18 protein-coding genes and 2 tRNA genes are annotated in these 20,493 nt (G+C 45.8%); 11 read left to right on the top strand and 9 right to left on the bottom strand.

All coding sequences use genetic code 11. The annotated features are described in order from the left end of the window. The first annotated feature begins 58 nt into the window (after nt 1-58). Nucleotides 59-1,099 carry a phenyltransferase domain-containing protein gene (locus tag EYB58_RS05635; protein WP_111957466.1) on the top strand — a complete coding sequence of 347 codons (1,041 nt, stop codon included), beginning with the start codon at nt 59-61 and terminating at the stop codon, nt 1,097-1,099. 3 nt (nt 1,100-1,102) lie between these two features. After that, a complete protein-coding gene (locus EYB58_RS05630) occupies nt 1,103-1,822 on the top strand; it encodes an acyltransferase (RefSeq protein ID WP_111957464.1) in 720 nt (239 codons plus the stop codon). Between the two features lie 52 nt (nt 1,823-1,874). Here EYB58_RS05630 and EYB58_RS05625 read toward each other — a convergent pair whose 3' ends face one another. Continuing rightward, on the bottom strand, nt 1,875-4,571 hold the full coding sequence (locus EYB58_RS05625; protein WP_111957462.1) for an ATP-binding protein: 2,697 nt from the start codon (nt 4,569-4,571) through the stop codon (nt 1,875-1,877). A 354-nt stretch (nt 4,572-4,925) separates the two neighbouring features. On the opposite strand from EYB58_RS05625, the gene EYB58_RS05620 reads away from it, so the two are divergent. The 4 genes from EYB58_RS05620 (at nt 4,926) to EYB58_RS05605 (ending at nt 8,779) form a co-directional block, all read left to right on the top strand. Then, complete coding sequence (locus tag EYB58_RS05620; protein ID WP_111957571.1) at nt 4,926-6,665, top strand: DUF2868 domain-containing protein; 1,740 nt, start codon at nt 4,926-4,928, stop codon at nt 6,663-6,665. Continuing rightward, nucleotides 6,662-8,068 (top strand): DUF3482 domain-containing protein, encoded by a 1,407-nt coding sequence (locus EYB58_RS05615; protein WP_111957460.1) that lies wholly within the window; start codon nt 6,662-6,664, stop codon nt 8,066-8,068. Before EYB58_RS05620 ends, EYB58_RS05615 begins: the two co-directional genes overlap by 4 nt. A gap of 105 nt (nt 8,069-8,173) precedes the next feature. Next, nucleotides 8,174-8,249, top strand: a tRNA-Thr gene (locus tag EYB58_RS05610). 404 nt (nt 8,250-8,653) lie between these two features. Next, a complete protein-coding gene (locus EYB58_RS05605) occupies nt 8,654-8,779 on the top strand; it encodes a recombinase family protein (protein WP_111957569.1) in 126 nt (41 codons plus the stop codon). Between the two features lie 2 nt (nt 8,780-8,781). Here the strand turns inward: EYB58_RS05605 and EYB58_RS05600 are convergent, their stop codons facing one another. Further along, complete coding sequence (locus EYB58_RS05600; RefSeq protein WP_131072014.1) at nt 8,782-10,158, bottom strand: IS4 family transposase; 1,377 nt, start codon at nt 10,156-10,158, stop codon at nt 8,782-8,784. Between the two features lie 167 nt (nt 10,159-10,325). Between EYB58_RS05600 and EYB58_RS05595 the strand changes: the two genes are divergently transcribed. The 5 genes from EYB58_RS05595 to EYB58_RS05575 all read left to right on the top strand — a co-directional run bounded on the left by EYB58_RS05595 (nt 10,326) and on the right by EYB58_RS05575 (nt 14,190). Further along, a complete protein-coding gene (locus EYB58_RS05595) occupies nt 10,326-10,517 on the top strand; it encodes a helix-turn-helix domain-containing protein (protein ID WP_170299826.1) in 192 nt (63 codons plus the stop codon). 156 nt (nt 10,518-10,673) lie between these two features. Beyond that, nucleotides 10,674-11,555 carry a pseudouridine synthase gene (locus EYB58_RS05590; RefSeq protein WP_111958965.1) on the top strand — a complete coding sequence of 294 codons (882 nt, stop codon included), beginning with the start codon at nt 10,674-10,676 and terminating at the stop codon, nt 11,553-11,555. Nucleotides 11,556-12,378: 823 nt separating this feature from the next. Next, on the top strand, nt 12,379-12,648 hold the full coding sequence (locus tag EYB58_RS05585) for a hypothetical protein (protein WP_111958969.1): 270 nt from the start codon (nt 12,379-12,381) through the stop codon (nt 12,646-12,648). 1 nt (nt 12,649) lies between these two features. Next, on the top strand, nt 12,650-13,057 hold the full coding sequence (locus EYB58_RS05580; RefSeq protein ID WP_131072013.1) for a hypothetical protein: 408 nt from the start codon (nt 12,650-12,652) through the stop codon (nt 13,055-13,057). A 35-nt stretch (nt 13,058-13,092) separates the two neighbouring features. Further along, nucleotides 13,093-14,190, top strand: coding sequence for a FlgO family outer membrane protein (locus EYB58_RS05575; RefSeq protein ID WP_111958973.1), 1,098 nt, complete (start codon nt 13,093-13,095; stop codon nt 14,188-14,190). A gap of 372 nt (nt 14,191-14,562) precedes the next feature. Here the strand turns inward: EYB58_RS05575 and EYB58_RS05570 are convergent, their stop codons facing one another. The 7 genes from EYB58_RS05570 to EYB58_RS05540 all read right to left on the bottom strand — a co-directional run bounded on the left by EYB58_RS05570 (nt 14,563) and on the right by EYB58_RS05540 (nt 20,280). Beyond that, the gene (locus tag EYB58_RS05570; protein ID WP_111958975.1) at nt 14,563-14,982 is read right to left on the bottom strand and encodes a DUF3617 domain-containing protein; all 420 of its coding nucleotides are present in this window, start codon (nt 14,980-14,982) and stop codon (nt 14,563-14,565) included. Nucleotides 14,983-15,297: 315 nt separating this feature from the next. Beyond that, a complete protein-coding gene (gene pstB / locus EYB58_RS05565) occupies nt 15,298-16,125 on the bottom strand; it encodes a phosphate ABC transporter ATP-binding protein PstB (RefSeq protein ID WP_111958977.1) in 828 nt (275 codons plus the stop codon). Nucleotides 16,126-16,159: 34 nt separating this feature from the next. Further along, nucleotides 16,160-17,038, bottom strand: coding sequence for a phosphate ABC transporter permease PstA (gene pstA, locus EYB58_RS05560; protein ID WP_111958979.1), 879 nt, complete (start codon nt 17,036-17,038; stop codon nt 16,160-16,162). Next, nucleotides 17,035-18,012 (bottom strand): phosphate ABC transporter permease subunit PstC, encoded by a 978-nt coding sequence (pstC, locus tag EYB58_RS05555; RefSeq protein WP_111958981.1) that lies wholly within the window; start codon nt 18,010-18,012, stop codon nt 17,035-17,037. The genes pstA and pstC overlap by 4 nt, the downstream gene beginning before the upstream one ends. A 77-nt stretch (nt 18,013-18,089) precedes the next feature. Beyond that, on the bottom strand, nt 18,090-19,124 hold the full coding sequence (gene pstS / locus EYB58_RS05550) for a phosphate ABC transporter substrate-binding protein PstS (protein WP_111958983.1): 1,035 nt from the start codon (nt 19,122-19,124) through the stop codon (nt 18,090-18,092). Nucleotides 19,125-19,303: 179 nt separating this feature from the next. After that, nucleotides 19,304-19,969, bottom strand: a complete 666-nt coding sequence (locus EYB58_RS05545) for a hypothetical protein (RefSeq protein ID WP_111958985.1) — start codon at nt 19,967-19,969, stop codon at nt 19,304-19,306. A gap of 234 nt (nt 19,970-20,203) precedes the next feature. Then, nucleotides 20,204-20,280: transfer RNA gene (locus EYB58_RS05540), tRNA-Pro, on the bottom strand. Nucleotides 20,281-20,493 lie beyond the last annotated feature (213 nt).

Below are 20,493 nucleotides of genomic sequence, written 5' to 3'. Positions count from 1 at the left end.
GGGGTTTGATAATTTAGCCCTGTTTTTACACAGGATATTATTATTTTTAAGAGAGTCCATGCACCCGATAAATGCAAAGCTGCACCCAAACTCGCCTCTGAACCCCGGCTCAGTTGCTCGTATGATTGCCGGTCTTCAAAGGAAGAATGGAGACATCCCCTGGCATGCCGGAGGGAAAACCGACCCTTGGGATCTTGTGGAATCTGTCATGGGGCTGAATATCGGCGGATTTCATGACCAGGCAATGGCTGCCTTGGACTGGCTGGCCGCTCTCCAGAATGAAAACGGTTCCTGGTATTCATCCTATATGGATTCGGTTCCCGGGGACCGGACCACCGAAAGCCACATGGCCTGTTATCTGGCCGTGGGGCTGTTTCATCAGTTTTTAATAAAAGGGGATAAGGCTGATCTGGAAAAATTCTGGTCAATCATGTCAAAGGGCGTTAACTTTGCGTTAGGCCTTCAAGCGACCACAGGCGAAATTTACTGGGCAAAAAGTCCCGGGGGAAAGATTGATCCCATGTCTCTTTTGTCCGGTTCCTCTTCCATATTCATAAGCCTGAAATGTGCCCTGGCCATTGCCGGTATCCTGGGCCGGAACCGTCCGGAATGGGAGAATGGGCTTAAACGCCTTGGCAGATCCATCCGAGAAAATATTGTTACCTATAACGTGTCCAAGTCCAGGTTTTCCATGTACTGGTTTTACCCAATACTGTCCGGGGCATTGCAGGGACGCCGGGCAAAGGCACGTATGGACCGATACTGGCATAAATATGTTATTGAGGGTCAGGGGTGCCGCTGTGTGTCCGACCAGCCCTGGGTTACCATTGCCGAAACCTCGGAGCTGGTGCTTGCGCTTCACGCCATGGGGCGCAGGCAAAAGGCCGGGATCGTTTTTTCCTGGATTCACAACCGGGTGTTTGAGGATCAAACCTTCTGGTGCGGGTATACGTATCCGGATATGGTGGTCTGGCCCGAGGAGAAAATATCCTGGACCAATGCCGTGGTTTTGATGGCCGCCGATGCCCTGTACAGCCTGACGCCCGGGGCGCGATTGTTTGATCATGATGCATGGGACGGCTGTACGTTTAAATTTTAAACAATGATTCGGGATAAACGCCCATATTATATTAAACAGGCCTGGTATCGGCTACAGGATTTTTATGTCCGCCGTTATCTTGTTCACCAGCTCAGCGCCCTGGGTCCCCACCCTTACATAATTAAACCCTGGTATATTGAATTGTTCGGCAGCCCCATCTCCATCGGCAGTCATGTAACCCTGCTGGGGTGCCCGGACAAAAGAACCCGGTTAACGGTGTGGTCCGAAAAAAAAGAGATTGACGGTATCCGTATCGGAGACCATGTACTTATATCTCCGGGCGTGCGAATTTCAGCAGCCAATTCCATTCACATTGCTGATTCGTGCATGCTGGCCAGCCACGCCTACATTACCGATTCAGACTGGCACGGTATTTACGACAGATCATTGCCGCCGGAAACCCGGTCAAAGGTGGTTCTTGAAGAAAATGTGTGGATCGGAGATTCCGCCATTGTGTGCAAAGGCGTAACCATCGGGAAAAATACCATTATCGGAGCCGGTGCCGTTGTCACCTGTGACATTCCTGCCAATGTTGTGGCCGCAGGCAATCCGGCCAGGGTCATCCGGAAACTTGATCCCGCCCGGGAAATAATCACCCGAAAAGACCGGTACGGCGATACGGAAAAGATGACAGCGGTTCTGGAAACTGCTGAAAAGGACTGCCTGGAAGGAAATACATTTTTAGGATGGATTCGCAGTCTTATCGCCCCAGGTAGTGAATAGTGCTTGAACGGAAATCCGTGTTTGAACAACTCGTTTGAGGAGTGCCTGCGCCTCAAACGAGTCGGTTTATGGTCTGGGTAAAGTATTCAAGGTGCTCCTGGATCTTTTCAATGTCAAAGGTTTTACACAACTGAAAAAGCTCATTTCCAAATGTTTTAAACGCTTCAATTTTAAAAACTTTTCCGGTTTCAGTGAGTCTTACGGCAAATCGTTGGATCTCGGATATTTTTAAAGCCTGTCGGGTTGGTGGGATATGGGGGGTAATATCCTTGCGCAATCTGTCCAAAAAATCGTCGGGCAGGCTGTCTTTGTCCAATGTGTCCAGCCGGCTTAACACGGCAGATCGTTCCGAAGCATCAGGCGCCGGGTTGATGAATCGTGTTAAAACGGCCATCAGATTGTCTATGGCGATAGGCTTGGTAATGGTGCAGGCAAAACCCCGGGATTCAAGTTCCTCTTTGGACCATAGCGTCATGCCTGCAGTCATAAGACATATGGGAATATGGGCAACGTCTCGGTCTGCTTTCAAACGTGCTGCGGTCTCCACACCGGTGATTTCAGGCATTTTTAAATCGATGAATATCAGCGCTGGTTTCTGTGCTTTGGCATGCTCAATCGCCTGGATGCCGTCTGCCGCTTCTATGACTTCCAAATTGATTTTTTTCAGGACTTCCCTGAGCATAAACCGGATATCCCGATCGTCATCCACAATAAGAATCCGATCTTTGGCAAACTGCATGCTGGTCCAGGCTGATTTTTTTGCTTCCGCCGATGCGGGACTGTGCGTGTGATATCGTTTAACACCCGGCAGGAAGATGGTAAATATACTGCCTTGATCCGGTTTGCTTGATACGGAAAGTTTTCCGTCCATAAGTTCTATAAGCTGTTTGCAGATGGCCAGCCCCAGTCCGGTGCCGCCGAATTTTCGGCTGGTTCCGACCGATGCCTGTTCAAACGCTTCAAATATTTTATCCTGTTGGGTTTCGCAAATACCAATGCCTGTGTCTGCCACCTGGATAATAAGATCCGCGGACCTTCCCTCATTTTGGGGGCTGGTACGAATTTGTGCTTTAAGGGAAATAGTGCCGCATTCAGTGAATTTCAGGGCATTTCCCACCAAATTAATAATGACCTGGCGCAAACGCATTTCATCCAGGTCCAGAGCGCCCATGTCATTTTCAGGCAACTTAATGAAAAATTCCAGGTTTTTTGTTTTCAATTTTATTTTGAACAGCCGGTATATTTCATCGAACAAAGACTTTAAAAGGACAGGTTTTCGATTAATTTCCAGTTTACCGGCCTCCATTTTGGACAGGTTAAGTATGTTGTTGATCAGGCCGGAAAGGTTTTTTCCGGCGGTATTGATGGCTGAAAGGTAACTGGCCTGCTGCTTTTCACTGATCATTGTTTCCAAAAGTTCGCTGAAACCAAGAATTGCGTTTAAAGGTGTTCGGATTTCATGACTCACATTGGCCAGAAATTCACTTTTTACCCGGCTTGCACGTTCCAGTTCTTTTTCTTTTTGTCTGCGGATTTGGATTTCGTTATTCAAGGCGTTGTTAGCTGTCTGAAGATCTCTGGTGCGTTCCTCTACCCGGTTTTCCAGCTCCTGGTGATACAGCTTCAGGGCCTGTTCCGCCTGTTTTCGTTTGGTGATATCCCTTAGGTTAATAACCATCCCCTTGATGGTGGGGTGATCCATGAGGTTTTTGGAAATGCATTCAAGAATACACCAGTAATTAGCTTCGTGTCTAAATCGAATGGCTGTCGGATGTGTCTGGATCAAAGAGGCCACCCTGAGGGTAAATCTTTCGGTTAGTTCCTCTTTTTCCTGGGGATGTATAAAATCCTGAGCACAACGGCCGATAAGTGCTTTGGGCTGATATCCAAGAATCCGGAATGTAGACGGGCTGACATAACGAAAGACCCCTTCCTGGTCAAGAATCCAGATCATATCGTTGGCATTTTCAATTAATGCTCTAAAATGCTCTTCATTCTGTTTTAATGCGTATAGACTGTCCTGGAGTCTGAATGCCATCCGGTTAAACTCTTTTGCCAGAAGACCGAATTCATCGTCGGACTGAATATTAATTCGGGTGTCGAGATTGCCTTTTCCAAAAGCCTGGGTTCCTAAAAGAAGCTCCTTGAGCGGACGGGCCAGGCGCGCGGTAAAAAACATCAAAACCAGGGAGATGATAATGGCGATTAAAATAAATAATCCATACAGATAGGGCTGCATCCGGTTGATGCTACCGTACACCTCAGCTGTGGGGTCCGCCGCCAGGACATACCACTCCCAGGGCGCGAAATACCCAAATCGCACAAGGAGACGCTCCCCGGAAAGGTCTATAATTTTTTTACCCCCGTGATGTGTCAAAGAAGAAAACCATTTTTCTCGACCCAGGTCCGTATCATTAAGGTATTTATTGGGATGAAAGATGATCGCACCGTTGCGATCTATTATAAAAACAAACCCTTTATTTCCGATGGTGATGTTCCGGATACGGGCTATTGCGTCTTGTTTTGCCTTATCAATGCTTGCCGGGATGCTTCCCAGGCCTTGGTCATGAAGAATTTTTTTTTGCTCCCGGGTAATTTCCATGGCCATATTCAACCGAGCGGAAAGCCAGGCATCCCCGAGGTCAAGAAGGGCTGTTCTCGAAAAATGGTAAGTGATTGCAATGGTTGCCGCCAAAAAGAAACAAATCAGCGGGAGAGTCGGAAGCAGAATTTTGGTGTAGGTTTTCATGCTAAGGTGATAGTTGGAGCGTCTAAGTTACTGTTTCTTTTGATGAATTTAAGTGTGCTATATTGCATATCCTCCTTCCGCCCTATTCTCATATCATTGATGAATAAAGCACTATACACAAAAGCGGTAGGAAAATAAATTTTTCAATGTAAGATGTTGTCAGGAAGACTACAAATGCCTGGCACAGGCGCATGATATTCGACGCCTATATGTTCTTCGATGGGATGTCCAGGATCTGGGAAGAATCGTATTGATCATCGACCACTATCATGAATTGTTGTGCCGGTTTTTTTTAACTTCTTTGTCATCTTTTTCATATATTGTGAAAACTATGGCAATTTGGTAAAAACGACTATGATTTTACCGCTTAAAGATATTATTGATCTCGATTTTTTCCGGGGTCTGGATGAGAAGCCGGAAATGGTTGATACGAGGGGATTTGCATCCCGGGACAGGGAGATCTTCCGCCAGATTAAAGACGGTGATCGTCTGGATGATGCCGGGCTGATTGCCGGATGGCTGGAACATCGGCGCCTATTGTTTTCCCAAGAGACCGGCAAGGGCGGCCCCGGTGCAAAGCTTCCTGGTGAATTATTTGCGTCTTTTTACGCCTGGATTACCAAATGGGCGTTTGCCTGTGGGTTGGCTGCCGGAGGTTTGGGCGCATATTCGTTTCTGGCTTATCATGGCAGCCGGCCTGTGAATGTGACCCTGTTTATCGCTGTGTTTATCTTCTTGCCAGCCTTGCTTTGTTTGGCTGCGGCATTGGTGGGATTCCATCAGTTCCGGTCAGGCCCTGCCGGGTCGGGCTGGGCCGGTGCGCTGCACCGATTATCCATGCGTCTGTTCATTGATAAATTTATGGGGCGGCTGCAGAAATGGGCCGCACCTGTTCAAAAGCATTTTCCTCAATTATCAAAAGATGCCGGTGATCTGCTGCATCTGGACACCCGGCCCTTTCGGAGTATTTTATTCTGGCCGGTGTTCATTGTACTCTCCCTGGGTGCGTTGGGATTTTCAACCGGGGCCCTTGGTGGTACGTTTTTCAGGATTATGGTTACGGATATGGCCTTTGGCTGGCAGTCCACGCTTTTAACTTCAGGGGAGAGTGTGCACCGCCTGGTAACCTGGATGGCATTGCCCTGGTCATGGGTCATGCCTGATATTTTTGTGCCGACTCTTGAGCAGATAGAAGGCAGTCGGATTGTGCTCAAAGAAGGTATTGTCGGACTGGCCAGCGAACATTTGGCGGCCTGGTGGCCGTTTTTGTGTATGGGACTGCTGGTATATGCCCTTATTCCCCGAATTATTTTAGTGGGTTTGGCCCGGGCGGCCAGGACCTTGGCCCTTGCCCGGTTTGACCTGTCCCGGCCCGGATACCAGCGTCTGCTTATGCGGATGCGGACCCCCCTCATGGGTATGGACATCAAAGAGACCGGGGGCTCCCGGGCGGAATTCAGAGCGCCGTTACCCAGGCCGGAACCCGCACCTGTGAAGGCAAAAGAAGAAAGATCGGTTGTTATGCCCCAACCCGCTGCGATTTTAAATACATCTGAACCAAAGCTAAAACCTGAACCAGAGCCGGAGCCGAAGCCTGCACCAGGACTAGAATCAGAATTAAAACCTGGGCCGGAATTCCGGCCTCCGATTCTATCGGATGAAACCCGTGTAAAAAAGAATACGCCTGGTGCACTTGTACTTGGATCGGCCAGGGGGTTTCAGGAAAATGATATGGAGCAGATCCGAACCGGTCTGGAACAGCAGTTTGGTATCCATGTTACCGATACCGTTGGCATACATTTTGATTTTGATGAAGATCAGGACCAGATCGCAGCCCAGGTCAAGAATTTGGGCCAGGGCCCTTTGATCGTGCTCCAGGAGGTCTGGCAGCCGCCCATCCGTGGTCTGCTCTATTATTTTGTTCAAATCCGTGAATGTTTTCCTGATTTCCCTCTGTGGATTGTTATGATCCAGACAATGGACCAGGAAGAAAAAGATGTGGCGCCTTCTGATGTGAATTTTCAGGTGTGGAAGAGTGCCGTAAACCAGCTCAACGATCCTCTGATGACCATTGAAAGGTGGGTGTCGCCATGATGATTTTGCCCGAATTTGCCGTTTTAGGGCACCCCAACGAGGGAAAATCCTCGGTGGTGTCCACCCTGGCCGAGGATGATCGTATCCAGGTCAGCCCGGTGCCGGGTGAAACAAGGGTTTCCAAATCCTATTCCGTAACCATGGATGACAAGGAGATCATCCGGTTTGTGGATACCCCGGGGTTCCAGGTGCCCCAGCAGACCCTGTCCTGGTTCAGAAAGAATCCCGGACCGGACATGGTGGTTCAATTTATTGCCGAACATGAAAAAGATCCGTTTTTTGCCGACGAGTGCGAACTGTTGACACCAGTGGCCAATGGCGCCGGCATTATTTATGTGGTGGACGGATCCCGGCCCATAAGGGAAGATGACCTGGCTGAAATGGAGATCCTGCGGCTCACGGGTCGACCCAGGATGGCGATTATCAATTCAAAATCCGATACCCGGGATAATACGGCGGTATGGAAGGAAGAGTTCCGAAAATTTTTTAACGTGGTCCGGGTGTTTAATTCCAACCAGGCCGATTTTTATGAGCGCATTCGGCTTCTGGAAAGCCTTAAAGCCATTGATCAGGATATTGAACCGTTGATGGAAGGCGTGATTCAGGCGTTTAACATGGAGTGGGAAAAACGCAACCGCATGGCCTGTGCCTATATTGTCCACGGCATGGAACAGAGTTTGACCTTTTTTTTATCCCGCAAGCTGAAAACCGACATGGATCCCGTGACACTCAAGGAAGACCTTACCCGGGAATACCAAAAAAAAATTCGGGATATTGAACAAAAAATGTTTGGGCATATCCGTTCATTGTTCCGCCATCATCTCTATGATTATCCATTGCCGGCCTGTTCCATTCTCAGGCATGATCTGTTTTCAGACCAGACCTGGGAAATGCTGGGTCTAACCCGGACCCAGGCTGCCACCGCCGGTGCTGTGCTGGGGGGGACCCTTGGAGCGGTGCTGGATACGGCGGCAGCCGGGCTGACCTTTGGGATTTTTACGGCCATCGGCTCTGCCGTGGGGGCAGGCTCGGCCTTTATGGGCATCCGGCGTCTTGCCAGTGCCGCTTCGGGCCTGGGCGGCGATCGGGTCCAGGTGGGCCCCAATGAAAATATTCAGTTTTTGTATATTCTTCTGGACCGGGCGTTGCTCTATTACACCCATATGAGTCGACGGGCCCATGGCCGGCGTGATGTCCCTGAAATCGATTCCCAGCTTACTTCCAAAGGAGAAAAGGCGGGGATATCCACGCTTTTGACGACAAAACAGCACCGGGTCTGCATGGAGTTCTTTAAAGCCTGCCGAAAAAAAAGTGCAACATCCGGTCAAAAACATTCGTCATCCTTTGATCAGCTGGTGGCCTCTTTGCTGAAAGATATCCTTGAAAGACGCATCAATCCCTGATAATTTCGGGTGCCTGAAGAAAAAATATCGGGTAAATTCTATTTATTGTGGTATTAAAGCGCTTGAATTTCCAGGGGCGCCCTGATATAAATTGCTCTTAACGGTGCCGGCGTAACTCAGTTGGTAGAGTATCTCACTCGTAATGAGAAAGTCTGCGGTTCGACTCCGCACGCCGGCTCCAGTAAAAACCAAGATTATGAAGCGTTTTCGACGATCTTCCGAAAACGCTTTTTTCTTTATTTCTCTGTCTTTTGATAGAAAAGGCGCGTAAAATCCGCTCCAATTGCATGACTTTAAAAGCTATGCTATTCTTAACACCCAAATGGAACAAAATGGAACACCCAAATGGGGTCGGGCCACGCCAAGTCGTTGAAATAAATCCACATCACGCCTAAAATCATACTGACCTTAGGTCTATTTTTGACTTTTCAGTATCCAAAAACAATTGGAACAAAAAGACAAAATACTGAGAATAAGCCGCAGATTTAGGAATGGTAGGGCGACACATGTGTCTATTATTTGTCTCCGAGAGGCCTTTTAACAAAGGCATTGACTTCTTCTACCAGTTCTTAGCATAGTCTTCTCATTGGGGTTACCCCTATCACGGATGATATTGACACCACGACACCCGCCGGCAGGTTCTTTCTTCATGTAATGGCATCACTTTCTCAAATGGAGCGTGAGCTATTAACTCAACTTTCGGAGGAGTAAATTTACACCCCCAATAATTCCTCAGGCCTACTTGAAAAACCGAAATACTTGAGAGCTTGGCCCATTACCTGATCAAGCATCACTTGAACCATACGCTCGGTAAAATTAAATAATTGCCGAATATTTACCAAAGCTAAACGCATGATCCGCTCCAAAGAAACCATAAAAGACAAATTGGTCATCTCATCGTTACAGGCCCTGAAGAGCTCCCCGAATGATCTCTGATCCATACATTGCCGCTGATAAAGGCTGAGAATATTATACCTGGCAATAACCAGAGATGTATGGCCCACAAGGCCATCGTAATTTCGAATTTGTATTTCCTTCACCAATTTTAAGTGCTGTTTGCACATTTTGAAAAAGACCTCTATATCCCAACGTTTGCCGTACAGACGAATGATTTCTTCATTAGGAAGGGCCAAATCTGTCGACAGGAGTGCAAGCCAGCCACGTTTTTTATCACAGGGAACAAAAATGATTTTTGCCTGCTTGCCGTTGGAAAGAGTAACAATAGCTTGGGCTTTGACTTTTGCTCTTCCTCGTTTTTTCTTCAATTTTCCATAGAGTTCGGACAGCCTAAGCTTTTTGCCTTGATATTCATAAAGCCATTTTGGATGATCTTTCAGCATGCATATGACGTGTATGTATTCCCGCAAATTTGCGATTGCTGACGGCATCGAAAACCAACTGTCCATTAAAATATACTTAGCCCGGACACCCATATCAAGGGCTCTTTTTACCATCGGTACGAGATGGGCTGTGGTTTTTGTAACCGCTTCCTGGCGGCGATGATATCCGCAGGTCCTTTTATCAATATCAGGATTTATTTCATTGTATCGATTCTTTTTGTCTACAGATGATAAAAGGGCAAAATCAAGTCCAAGAAAACTGTTACCGTCAGACCAGCCAAGAGTCAGCATCCGGAATCCTTTGATGTACTTCATATCTGTATGATCAAACACCCGGGATAAAAGCTCGACTTTTTTAGAACGGTTTCTGCTATAGGTAGAATCGTCGAAGATAAGAACTTCTTCAGAAGAATCATCAAGGAGCTTTCTGATGATAAAATAAATTCGGCGGCAGAGCTGAAGGGTAAACCGCCGCCAGTTATATGTTGGAGAGTTCAAAAAATTGTAAGCGGCGTCCTTATCGACATCAACTTTTTTATTTTTCACAATGCCCTGGTATAAATTCTTGTTGTGAAATGCCAAGTTAAATAGGGCTGTGAAAATGGCAAGCGGTGAGGCTCCTTTGGTTTTAACGATTCCTGATTGATTCAATAACTTACCAATTTTGAATTTTGTAAAATAATCATTGAGTACGCCGATTTGTTCTGAATTTGTCATTTGATTTTCTACGTTGGTAAGGGTAGTATTCATTTTGGCGAATTTCCTTTGTATGAAATGTTTGTTTAGTGGTAAACAAAGCGTATCATATAAAGTGAAATTCGTCAATTTAAATAATAAAATCAGTTTGTTGTGTTTTTATTCACTATCATTTTTAATCACCGAAAGTTGAGCTATTAATTGAAAGAACAAAAGCTGGTTTGGCTGCCGCTAAGAAGCGCGGGCGTGTTGGTGGAAGGAAACGCCTTATGACTCCAAATAAAGTTGAAGCAGCCAAAAATATTTTGGCCCAAGGCATGCCACCAAAGGAGGTCGCAAACAACCTGGGAGTTTCAATACCCACACTTTACCGATGGTGCCCGGCTTCGGATAATATCCATGGCCCTCAATAAATTAGGACATTGAATGTTACAGCGCTCGCATTGCTTTCACATAGAGTCTTAATGTGTTTTCAGTTGCTGTCACTTTAGATAAAAATAGGCAGTTTCGAGGGGCTTCTCAAAATACCCCTGATTTGAACCAGGCCAAGATTAAGGAATTGTTCAAAAATGATAATATCTGATTATCCCTCCACCGTCCTCATGCCCCAGAAGGAAAAGCCTTACCCATTGATCCTGGACTTTTTCGCCAAAAGATTCCCCAACATTCCCAGGGACATCTGGAAGGCCAGGATCAATTCCGGAAAGGTCCTCACCGAGGACGGAGAGATCGTATTCCTGGACACGCCTTACGCCCCCTTGAAAAGACTCCATTATTTCAGAGAGGTGGTTGAAGAAGTTGCCATTCCCTTTACCGAAACCATCCTTTTTTACAACAAAGAAATCCTTGTGGCCTGTAAGCCCCATTTTCTTCCGGTGACCCCGACCGGGACCTATGTAAATGAGTGTCTACTGCATCGTTTAAAGAAGACGACAGGAAACTCCACTCTTTCACCCATCAACAGAATCGACAGAGAAACCGCAGGTCTGGTTCTGTTTTCCATGAACCCGGAAACCAGGGGACGGTATCAGGAGCTGTTCATGAAAGGGAAAATTGAAAAAACTTACCAAGCGGTGACCGCTTTCCCCCGGAAGCCGACTAAAAATTCATGGACCGTGGAAAACAGACTGGTCAAGGGAGAGCCGTGGTTCAGAATGAAGTCAACTCCGGGTCAACCCAATGCCATTTCAAAGATAACCCTGGTAAAACATAAAGATAACAAGGCATTTTTTCAATTACAACCCATCACCGGCAAAAAACATCAGCTACGCCTGCATCTCAGTGGATTGGGGTTCCCCATACTCAATGACAGGTATTATCCGGAACTCCTGCCAGAGAGAAAAAAAGAATTTTCGGCACCGCTCCAGCTTCTTGCCAGAAAACTTAAATTCCGTGATCCAATTTCAGGTGCCCAAATGACCTATGAGTCAAACCGTCGACTTTTTTTATAATTCCTGATATGGATTACAGGTTCAAGTTTCGGGGAATGACAAGGCAAAGTCCCGTGGAATTAGGCCCGCATTATTGGGGATTTTTACCCGTTCAATGATATCTTTGGGTGAAATTAAACAAATAGGGGGAAATCCCCACGGATATTCCGTTAACCAACTGCATAATTCCGGGGGCACGAGACCTAATTCAACAAAATAATATATAAAATTTATTCTGGAGACTTGGGCCGAACCACAAGATATGGTATCTGAATTCAAATTGGGAATCTGAGCTTTGATACCGGTACATTACAAAATGATTGATGGCGTGAATTTGTGAGAGAATTTCATTCAGTCTCACACAGAATCACGACTCAATCATTTTGAGGTAATAGTTTCGCTTTCCCTCTGAATTTATGGTTTTTGCCCCTCAAATAGTGAAACTCCTCATAAACAAAAATTACTGATTATAACGGATTTGGGGGACTGGGTCGGAGAGCGATGAAATAGACTGAAAAAATTCATTTCCTGAGTTATGGTTGAAGTGCAAACAGCAACTATAACAACTAAGGAAAATGATGACTCCTGCCTCTAACACCGCTCCCCGACTGAATCGAACTATTTGTATGCACGTTTGTCAAGCACAATATTACACCATCATTCAACATGCCATCCAATTTTGGATAATATTAGACATGGTAATCAAGGAGCATCCTAATATTTTTCCGCCTGAAATCGCCTGCGGATATACAATGAAGGAGATCAGAGTCTCAAAAAAACTAAAATTGAAAATCAGAAGAATAGTCATTGCTGGTATCAGTTACACAATAAGGCGTCTTTTGCCATGCCCTATATGACTGGATTTGTAAAAGATGTTGAAAATCCATTGTTTTTGCGTAAGTTCGCCGTTCCATTTTGGGCTCTGAGTCATTGTTTTGGAAAAAATCCCATGTATTTGTATCGTCTATTAGTGCTTGCTCAACTATGTGGTAAATTGAAAAAAAGTTTGCAGCCTTTTTCAGATGATGTTAATGATTTTATCATTAATTGGGTGGCCCATGTTGCGTTTCGGGGTCTTGTTTTGATACAAACTCTATCTATGTCAAATGATTAAGATGCAACAAACAGGTTTTTATACTAAAATTGAGGCTATTGCTACAGTAATCATTGCTATTGCTACAGTGATCCCTCTTATTTTAATTATCTTACCAATTAATCCTAAAGAACAAATCGTTGAGACACCTAAAAAAACATATGAAAATTTAGAGTATACGCTACATGAATATGATCCTCAATTTATAAAAAATGCACAGACAAATTTGTCTGTTGCTTTTAAAAATATTGGCAAAGAGAACTTTGTAACGCTTATCATTTCTCCACTAGGTAAAAAATCATCTTCTCATGCAGTATTAGACTCCTACACAAAAGAATTCAAATCATCAGTTGGTGTCTTTAATATTCAAATATTGAAGATTGACTATGATAGTAAAAGAGTATTAGTTCAGGTTAGTCGAAAAACATAAAAGAAAAATATTAATAAAGCTTGACGGAGGATTGAATGAAAATAATCGTAACTGTATTCACGTTACTAAGCATTTCCTTAGCAGCGAATATAGGTTTGCTTTCAGCAAATGAAGTGGCTGGCAGCGTAGAAGCTGGTCTTGAAGCCTTGGCCACAGAAATAGTTAATAAATCGTTAGCTGCTGACAAAACTACGATTGCTGTATTACCTTTCCCTCATTCAGATCGAAATTGCAGTGTTTTAAGTACCTATATTGTCGATGAACTAATCCTCCACCTGTTTAATGTCCCAAACTCATCGCTTAAAATTATTGAACGTTCGCAGTTGGAAGCGCTGATTTCTGAAATCAAGTTAGGGGCCGGAGGACTCCTTAATCCCAAGACAACCAAACAATTGGGTGATATCAGCGGGGTACAGGCTCTGACTATAGGGACCATAACGGTCATCGGCGATCGTATCCGGATCAATGCTCGGTTAGTAGAAACCAATACTGCTCGCACCATTTCTGCCGCTGCGATCTCGATACCTAAAACTCAGGCTATAGAAAACTTACTTGAACAGGAGATGGAAAGCGGCCCCTTGTGCGGGGGGACTACTACAGCGCTAGGTGCAGATCCTGAAGCTAACCCAGTAAATAAATATAGAATGGATACCCCCTATGCTAACACAAATAAAAAAGGGGCCTTCTGTGCTGAGGGACTCAGATTTTTTATACAAAATATTTCACGTTCACAAAATTTAAAGTCAGTAAATCTTGTTTTAGGAGTAACCAACGAGACAAAAGCATCTCTCCCTGTCATCTTCGTCACACCTATACCTTCAATAGTGGATAACAAAGGGAATATAATGTATTTGAATAACGTGACAGGCATTCAAGGCTGTCATATGAATAACAGAGATTGGAATATGGACCCAGCTAAATGTATTAAATATAGAAGGTCCTCCTTTACAACCCTTTCTCCTAATACACTACATACCGTTCTTCTTCGTTTTGAAATGAAATCAAAAGATGAAGATGAAAAGTTCGATGGTAATTTAATTTCCTTTTCGAGCAGAGCTCAAATCATTTTAGATGAGAAACAAAAAAAATATAAAAATATTGCTGTATGCATACCGAATATTCCCATTAAATAGACAGAATGAAAGACGTCGCGTCTGCGTTAGCCCTCCCGAGTTCTGCGGACAAGCCGCAGATGTTTTGTTAAAAAGTTTTTTTATATCAAAATCCAGCCTCTGAATAAATCCTGGAAAAGCAACACTTATGTCTATAAAAGCTCGCTTTTCAGGGAGCGATGCCGGGCACAACATCTTGTGCCCCTTCTCTATTCTATCGAGGTAGGATTACATTATTAAATTTAGGCGGCGGGAGTTGAACCCGCTATATTCCCTTTAAGTGTTGAAAATCAATTAAAGGGAACGCCATAATGAGAAAGCCCGCGGTTCGAATCCGCGCGCCGGCTTCAATAAACACCTATCAATCTTTAAACAATTGTAAGCCCTCGCCCCCTATAACGGGCCATCACATGGACCGATTCGTTTTCCGGAAAAAATATTTTTTATCTTCATGTTCATACCCTTCATTGTCATTTCCATCTTACCTTTCATGGTATCTCCGTTATAGGTAATCTCTCCTGTGCCGTCCATCTGTCCACCCTGGCCGCCGCACGTAATTTCCCATGACACCGTGTCACCGCTGGTTCTCATATTTTTCACCGTACAGTTATTGTTTTCATCACCATTCACGGGGACCAGGTCATCATTAGTAATGCACTGGGTGTGGGTCATGGATTGTCCGGGCATCCCAGGCATTTCTATCTTTGTGGTGATTTCCCATTTGCCGGGATTCATATCTGGACCCGCCAAAGTCACACCTGCAGATAACAGGATTACACCAACAATGCTTATAAAACTTATTGTTTTTATCATGCTCCGCTTCTTTCAAAAGTTTAATTCTATTGGTTCTGTTTATCCAGCATAAGAGAAGGCCGTTATCCCTGTTTTAAGATTGTCTGTTCATGATTTACATACTTATAAAAAATTGTTACGGATTTTCCAACCGCAAACTGTTGAAAATAATTTACAAATTTGTTTTTTTTATTTCCCTGAAGATTCGAACCATAGTCTCGGGTAATCAAACACACTAAAATTTACTCCAGGAAGGGCTAAAATAACAAAACCCCTGGGAAAATATTTTCCAGGGGTTTTGTTACGTTTGATTGTACTATAGCCAAAGGCGTGGGATCATGAAAACTCACCGTGCAGGTATTCTTTGGTCAAGTCTTGCTGGGGATTCTCAAATACTTCTTTGGTAAGACCCATTTCAACAAGGTAGCCGGTACGGCCGCCCCTGGAGATGTCCACGGAAAAAAAGGCCGTCTGCTCAGCCACACGGACTGCCTGCTGCATGTTGTGGGTTACGATGGCAACGGTGAACTGGTTTTTCAATTCCACCATTAGCTCTTCGATCTGGCGGGTGGCAATGGGGTCCAGTGCGGAGCAGGGTTCATCCATGAGAAGAACACGGGGTTCCGTGGCGATGGCCCTTGCAATGCACAGACGCTGCTGCTGGCCGCCGGAAAGTGACAGGCCGTTGTTTTTAAGTTTGTCCTTTACCTCTTTCCACAGTGCCGCGCCTCTGAGGGCCTTTTCAACCTTTTCGTGCATATTCCCTTTATAACGGTTCAAGCGCAGGCCAAAGGCCACGTTGTCAAAGATGGACATTGAAAACGGATTGGGTTGCTGGAACACCATGCCGATGTTGCGGCGAACCGACACAGGGTCGATATTGCTGTCATAGATATTGATTCCGTGGAAATGGACATCCCCCACAAACCGGAATCCCCGGATCAGGTCATTCATGCGATTGATACTTTTAAGCACCGTACTTTTACCGCAGCCGGAAGGCCCGATAAATCCGGTGATCTGGTTCCTCTTTATGGGGACGTGACTGTCCCGGACAGCAAGGAAATCTCCATAATAAATCTGTTCTGCGTTACAATCCAATGCAACATCCGCAGGCAGATCGGTTTCATAGGCTGCGTTTGCATCAACTTCTTTTAATGCTTCCATGAGCGTTTATACTCCCTTATTCGTACACGTAAAATTACAATTTGGTTTTACCACCGATGCTGCGGCTGACAATATTGAGAATAAAGACCAGTACAACAAGAATCAGCGATGCGGCCCAGGCCAATTCAATGAGATTTGGATAGGGGCTGGATGACCAGTTGTAGATCAGTACAGCCAAAGAGGCCGTGGGGTCGTTGGGGGAAAGCCAGCTTTCACTGAAAAGTGCGGTGAACAGTAGCGGTGCCGTTTCCCCGGCGGCCCGGGCTACAGCAAGGACGACGCCTGTGATGATGCCGGGCATGCCAACGGGCAAAATGACCTTGATAAGGCTTTGGGAAGGGGTGCATCCCATACCGTAGGCCGCTTCGCGCATGGGGTTGGGCACCATTTTAATGGCTTCTTCAGCCGTGAGCATGACAGTGGGGATCATCAACAGGGAAAGGGCAATGCCCCCGGCCCATGAAGAGTAGTGGCCCATGGTAAGCACAACAATCGCGTAGGCAAAAACACCGGCAATAATAGACGGCAGACCGGTCATGGTTTTTGCACAGAATCTGGCAATTTCGGAGATTTTACTGTGGGGATCAAGTTCTGCCAGATAAACGGCAGCCAGAATGCCAAAAGGGATGCTGATCAAACCGGCAATTCCCACCATAAAAGCGGTACCCGCGATGGCATTGCCGAAACCGCCGACACCCGGGGCGTCAAATGCACCCGGCGGCAGGGTGTAAAACAGTTCCAAGGTCAATCGCTTGCCGCCACGATACACCAGCATGAGAAGCACGGAAAATAAAGGGATGCAAGCGGTGACCGCACAGACAATGGTGATGGCGCTTAAAACGATTGATTTAAGCGCTCTTGGCTCCATGGGCTGGCGTTCCAGCTGGAGGCGTTGGGGGTTGGTCCGGTTCATCTTTTATCTCCTCCCGGTGTTGCTTTGGCAACAATGACAGCACCTGCAACATTAACGATCAGGGTAATCAGCAAGAGCACACAGGCCGCAGACATCAGTGCGCCGGTCTCAAGCCCGACATTTGCTTCGGGAAAGGTGTTGGCCAGAAGAGCTGAAATGGTGTCTGCCGGAGAAAAAAAGGACAGGGTCAGTGTGGACATACTGCCCACGAGCATGGCAAGGGCCATGGTTTCACCAAGAGCCCGGCCAAATCCCAGAACAAGGGCCCCGAAAATACCACCGGATGCAGTGGGCAACATAACGCGCAAAATGGCTTCCCAGCGGGTGGTTCCCATGCCGAAGGCCGCTTCCTTGGTTTTATGAGGTATAGCTTTGAAGGCATCCTGGGAGACGGCTGCAACCGTGGGCAGAATCATAATGGACAGAACCAGTACTGCCGGCAGCAGGCCTAAGCCCGAAAGCCGGGTGGAAAAAAAAGGAATCCACCCCAGGTACTCGTGCAGAAAGTTGGCAACCGGGCGGATCAGGGGAATCAGAACATAAATGCCCCAAAGCCCGTACACAACGCTTGGGATGGCGGCAAGCAGTTCAATAATATTTTTTAATACAAACTCAACTCTATATGGAAGAAAATCCTGGGTGATGAATATGGCAATGGTGATTCCGAAAAACCCACCCAGAAGAAGTGCGAGAAATGAGCTGTAAAGTGTTCCCCAAATCTGGGGAAGAATACCGTAGACATCTTGGCTTGAGTTCCAGGTAGAGGTGAACAAAAATTTGATGCCCAGGTCAGAAAACGCGGGCAACGCTTCCCCGCCGATTTTATAGACGATGAACGTCAGAAGGAAAACAGTGGCCCAGGTAAAAGCCCGGGTCAGGAACCTGAATGATTTGTCAAAAAAAATGTCGCCTGGGGTGGGCGGTTTGGATAATGTTCTGCCACCGGCATTACCCAAAAATTTATTGTCGGCCATTTCTTACGTCTCCGGATAAGAAACAAGGGCACTCCCATTTTAAACGAGAGTGCCCTTGATCAAGAAAGAGGTTTGATTTACTGAATGTTATTAGAAGCGGCTCTAACTTTTTCTACAACACTTTCAGGAAGGGGAATATAACCGGCTTTGTCAGCAATTTTCTGACCTTCATCCAGGCAGTATTCAACCATTTTGCGAAGTGCTGTGGCCAATTCTGCGCTTTTGTTCTTTTTGTAGAAGAGCATCCAGGTAAAGGTTGCAATGGGATAGGATGCATCGCCTGCAGGATCGTTGATGAATACGATCATGTTTTCGGGCAAAACTGCGTTGGCAAGTGCAGCAGCGCCACCTTCAGGTCCGGGGCATACAAATTTGCCGGCTTTGTTTTCCAGGCATGCCATGGGCAGTCTGCTCAGTTTGGCAAAACCGTATTCGGTGTAACCAATGGCACCAGGGGTCTGGCGAACGGCGGAAGATACACCATCATTCTTTTTACCTTTTACCATGTTTTTTGCGGGCCACTGAACCATTTTGCCCTGGCCTACAGCAGATTGGAAATCAGAAGAGATGGCGCTTAAATGTCCAGTGAAACCAAAGGTTGTACCGGATTTGTCAGAACGAACGACAACGGTGATGGGTGTGTCAGGCAGTTCTACGCCGGGGTTGGCAGCAACGATCTTAGCGTCATTCCATTTGGTGATGTTGCCCAAAAAGATTTCGGGATATACGTCCCGGGGCAGTTTAAGACCCTCAATGCCGGGCAGGTTGTAGGCAAGCACAATCTCACCTGCGGTCATGGGCAGCAGCTGAACGCCTTCGGGTACCTGATCAATTTCGCTTTGCTTCATAGCTGCATCACTGGCGCCGAAATCAACGGTGTGACCAATGAAGTTTTTAATGCCCGAACCTGAACCGATGGACTGGTAGTCCACTTTGATTTCGCCATTGTTTTGTTTGGCAAGGTCTTTGAACCATTCGCTGTAAATGGGTGCAGGAAAGCTGGCGCCGGCACCGGTTATTTTGGTTGTACCTGCAGTTGCGAAACCTACAACCATGAAGGATGCTGCAACAGCAGCGGATAAAGCAACATTAAATAAAGATTTAAGTTTCATTTGGTTCTCCTGTTATTAACGTTTCAAACTAAATTTTTGCTTAAGAATCGACACAAGCAGTATTACTACTATTGAAATGTTATGATTTTGTTACGATTTAATGAGGAGCATGTAAGTCAGAAAAGCATCGAGGGGCAAAGCTGCTTTGGGCTGGACTTTCAAAAATTTGCCTGCAGGTGTCAGGATGCCTGGATCAGTAATTCCGGATTGGCCTGGGCTTCAAGGAATTTTGCGAATTTTTTTTTTATTTTAGGGAGCTTATATAATTTCCCCACCAGGTCTTTTTTTGTGGATTTGGCAAGACTTGAAGGGTCAAAATATGCTTTGGCGTTGTCCACAGTCAGAACAAAAGGAGGCTTGCCGCCACGGACAAGAATATTGCTCATTAAAAGTGCACCGGTTCGGTGGTTGCCTTCAAAAAAGAGTTGGGGTTGGCTGACATGGAGGATATACATGCCGGCAGCGCGTTTCCAGGAGGAGATATGCTGATGATTCTTTGCCCAGAAACGCAGGTCCTTGATGCAGAATTCTTTCTGGCTGTAAAACCGGTCGGCTGTGGCCAGGACATGCTGTTGGAAATCTTTCCTTTTTTTTAAGTCTTCTCCACACAAAACAATATGATTAAGTTCAAGAAAATGGTGCAGCCCGGTTTGTTCCACCAGACTTAAATCCTGGTCAAGCAGGTTGTTGATATAACGGTAACCGGCAAGCATATTTTCGACAATTTCATCTCGCATGGCTTCCCGGCGCATATCAAGGCGGTCGTTAATATGTTCGAAATTTTTCTGGACCGTCCTAAGATAGTATTCCACTGCCTCAAGATTAATCCTGAATTTAGCAGGCATTTTTTTACCAAGTTGTAGTAGTCAACAGATACGGGCAGGCAGATGTGGTTTTGTTCTGCTTGCTGTGAGGTCCTAAGGGTACATTAGAGTAGGCCTTCGGTTTTTGTCAAGATGCACAATAATTTCTGCCGAAAGCTTTCCCACAAAAACAGGCTAAATAACCATGAAATGTTAGAACGGATCAGCTCAAATAAAAAGACCTCTCAACTAAAACGTTGAAAGGTCCGTCGTTAGTGGTCGGGGCGAGAGGATTCGAACCTCCGACATCCTGCTCCCAAAGCAGGCGCGCTACCAGGCTGCGCTACGCCCCGATACTTAAAAAAATAAAAAAGATATTTACCACTTGGAATAAAAGAAATCAAGATTAATCTTGCCGGTCAACCCCATACCATAATTTTAAAATGGATTAAAAAGTTACATGACTCAGGCTTTGCCCCTATCTACTGGGATGGGCAATTTCCTTGACACCACCATGAAGACGGGGTATTTTAATAAACTTTGTGTAAAGTGTTTGTACCGTGTAA

The sequence above is a fragment of the Desulfobacter hydrogenophilus genome (assembly GCF_004319545.1).
In the GTDB taxonomy this organism is placed as follows: domain Bacteria; phylum Desulfobacterota; class Desulfobacteria; order Desulfobacterales; family Desulfobacteraceae; genus Desulfobacter; species Desulfobacter hydrogenophilus.
This window is presented reverse-complemented; position numbering and strand designations above follow the sequence as displayed.